The following is a 3,177-nucleotide window of genomic DNA, read 5'->3' as shown; positions in this document are numbered from 1 at the left end:
CGTGTTCTATTCGCGGTTGCCTGCGGCTTCGATGGCTCGTTGGCGGGTTGCGCGTGCGGTTGCTTGTGTCGTGGTGGCCAGGGTGACGAGGGCGCAGAGTGCGATGGTCTCGGTGATCCGGGTCCAGGGGACGACGGTTGACGGGTGGGTGATGAGTTTGGTGAGTGAGAGGTGTTGGGTGGTGGCGGCGAGTGCGGTGGCGATGGCGGCGAGGAGGGTGCCGACGGTGACGGCGATGGCTGATTCGGCTGTGGTGATCTTGATGATCTGGGTGCGTGCGGTGCCGACGAGGCCGAGGAGGGCGAATTCGCGGCGTCGTCCGGCCATGGCCATGATCAGGGTGTTGGCGACGGCGATCAGGGCGTAGGCGAGGGCGATGCCGAGGATGACGACGGCGGCGTTGTCGCTCTGTTCGGCGGCGTGGGCGCGTTGGGTCTCGAGGTAGGTGTCGTAGTCGACGAGGTGTGCGCCGGTGTCGGTGAGGGCCTGGTCGACGGCGGTGGTCTGTGGTGGGTCGAGGGGTTGGCCGGTGCCGGTGCGGGAGTCGAGGTAGAGGCGGGTGGGGGTGGTCGTGGTGGTGAGGGTGGCGGAGAGGTAGGTGTCGTCGCCGGCGAGGCCGCGGGCGATGACGGCGGCGATGACGCAGGTCACGCGTGTGCCGTTGGGCAGGAGGGTGACGACGTGGTCGCCGGTGGTGAGGCTGTTCGACTGGGCGGCGTGTTCGTCGATGATCAGGAAGTTGTCGGGCAGGTCGGTGAGGCTGCCGGAGACGAGGGGTGGGGTGATGGTGGTGCCGAGGGCGGCGGCGGGTACGGCGTTGGCGCTGAGGGAGTCGATCTGGTCGCCGTCGGGGGTGCCGATGCGGATGTTCATCGAGGTGGTGGGGGTGACGCGGATGCCGGGGACGGCGGTGAGTCTGTCGAGGGTGGTGGTGGTGATGCCGGGGCCGGTGGGCACGACGACGGCGGTGGCGTGGATTTCCTGTTGCTGGCGGGTCAGTTGGGCGGCGTCGCCGGTCTTCTGCATGGTCAGCAGGGTGGCGACCAGGCCGACGGCGACGACGACGGGGGCGACGGTGGCGGCGGTGCGTCGGCGGGAGGTGAGGATGTTCTCGCGGACCAGGACGGGGCCGGCCTTGGTGGAGCGGCGCAGTGGGGCGAGCAGTAGGCGGGTGACGGGTCGTAGCAGGATCGGTGCGAGGAGGGTGACGGCGCCGACGTAGAGGACGGGGACGGCCTCGTATTTGCGGACGCTGGCGGCGAGGTAGGGCTCGGTGCGGCTGATGACGATGCCGGCGGTGACGGCTCCGATGAGCATGGCGGTGCCGAGGAGCCAGCGCAGGGGGGTCATGACGCGGCGTTCGACCGCGTTCTCGCGCAGGACCTCGATGGGTTTGACGAGGGAGACGCGTACGAGGGTGGCGGCGGAGCCGGTCAGGGCGGCGATCACGCCGATGAGGAAGGAGATCAGCAGGGGCAGGGGGTTGAGGGGGATGGTGAACCAGGTCGGGGCGACGTTGTGGTCGAGCATCCAGGCGCGCAGGGGCATGGTGCACAGCGGGGCGAGGAGGCAGCCGGCGGTGGCGGCGGCGAGGCCGATGAGGAGGGCTTCGCCGAGGACCATGCGGCGTACTTGTCGGGGGGCGGCGCCGATCAGGCGCATGAGGGCGAGTTCGCGGCGGCGTTGTTCGGTGGCGAAGGCGAAGGTGGCGATGACGACGAACACGGCGACGGACACGGCGAGTCCGGTGGTGCTGCCGGCCATGGCCTGGGCGTTGGCGAGGGCCTGGGCGCCGCCGGTGGTGTCGGTGTCCAGGCGGATCAGGTCGTCGCCGGTCACGACGGTGGCCCGGCCGGTCAGGAGGGTGGACAGCTGTGCGGCGCGCTGGTCGGTGACGAGGGCGTTGACGCCGGGGGAGAGGCGCTGGGCCTCGGTGTCGCTGAAGAAGGCCGGGTTCTCGAACCAGGGCGCGTCGGTCACTCCGACGATCTTGTACTGTCCGGTGTTCTCCGGGGCGGTGGCGCGGGTCTGACGTCCGATCAGGGAGGGGTCGCCGGCGAGGACGATCTCGTCCGCGGCCCGGGGGGCGTGTCCGGCCGTCAGGCGGTAGCCCGCGAACGCGGCGGAGGACCAGGGGTGGCCGGTCGCGGCGGGGCCGGGGTCCAGGCGCACGGGGAAGCTGCGGTCGGGGGTGGCGGTGCCGGCCGCGGTGACGTCGGCCACGACGTCGGCGGGCAGGACGGCGGGGGCCTTCATCGGGCGTCCCTCGAAGCCCTGCGGGGCGATGACCGTGCGGGCTTCCTTGAAGCGTTGCGGGCCCGGGTGCGGGGTGCCGAAGGTGGCCGCCAGGGTCAGCGTCATCATGCCGATCATGGTGGTGCCGAGCGCGAGGGCGAGGAAGGCGCCCACGAAGCCCATCAGGCGGTGGCGCAGGGTGGCCAGGGCGATCTTCAGCACGGGTTCGTCCCGCTCTCGCCGGGTTCCAGGGCGGCCATCCGCAGCGCGACGGACTCGGCCGTCGGTTCGAACAGTTCGCCGGTCACCCGGCCGTCGGCGAGGAAGACCACCCGCTGCGAGTAGGAGGCGGCGACCGGGTCGTGGGTGACCATGACCACCGTCTGCCCGTGCTCCTCGACGACCCCGCGCAGCAGGGCCAGGACCTCCCGGGCGGTCCTGGAGTCCAGCGCGCCGGTCGGCTCGTCCGCGAAGATCACCTTCGGCCTGGTCACCAGTGCCCGCGCGATCGCGACCCGCTGCTGCTGGCCGCCGGACAGCTCGCCGGGCCGGTGCCCGCCGCGTTCGGCCAGTCCGACCTGGGCCAGGCTCCGCCCGATCGCCGCCGTGTCGAGTTCCCGTCCGGCCAACCGCAGCGGCAGTTCCACGTTCTGGCGGGCAGTCAGTGCCGGGATCAGGTTGAAGGACTGGAAGATGAAACCCATGTGCTCACGACGCAACTCCGTCAGCGCACGCTCCGGGAGCTTGTGCAACGGCGCCCCGTCCAGCAGGACCTCACCGGCGTCGACCCGGTCCAGACCCGCCGCACACTGCAACAACGTCGACTTGCCCGAACCCGAAGGCCCCATGATCGCGGTGAACGTCCCCGCCTCGAACCCGACATCCACCCCGTCGAGCGCCCGCACCCGATTGTCACCACGACCGTAGAGCTTGTGCACACCG

At 71.1% G+C, this 3,177-nt stretch carries 2 protein-coding genes; both read right to left on the bottom strand.

Going from position 1 to position 3,177, the window contains the following annotated elements; translation table 11 throughout:
• Positions 1-6: 6 nt before the first annotated feature.
• Positions 7-2,457: an FtsX-like permease family protein gene (locus tag ACWDRR_RS44305; protein ID WP_449778015.1), complete on the bottom strand. Its 2,451-nt coding sequence runs from the start codon at positions 2,455-2,457 to the stop codon at positions 7-9.
• Positions 2,451-3,173, bottom strand: a complete 723-nt coding sequence (locus ACWDRR_RS44300) for an ABC transporter ATP-binding protein (protein ID WP_449778016.1) — start codon at positions 3,171-3,173, stop codon at positions 2,451-2,453. The genes ACWDRR_RS44305 and ACWDRR_RS44300 overlap by 7 nt, the downstream gene beginning before the upstream one ends.
• Positions 3,174-3,177: the final 4 nt, after the last annotated feature.

The organism is Kitasatospora sp. NPDC003701 (genome assembly GCF_053587085.1).
Note: the sequence above shows the minus strand (reverse complement) of the source record. Positions and strands in the feature narration are given on the sequence as shown.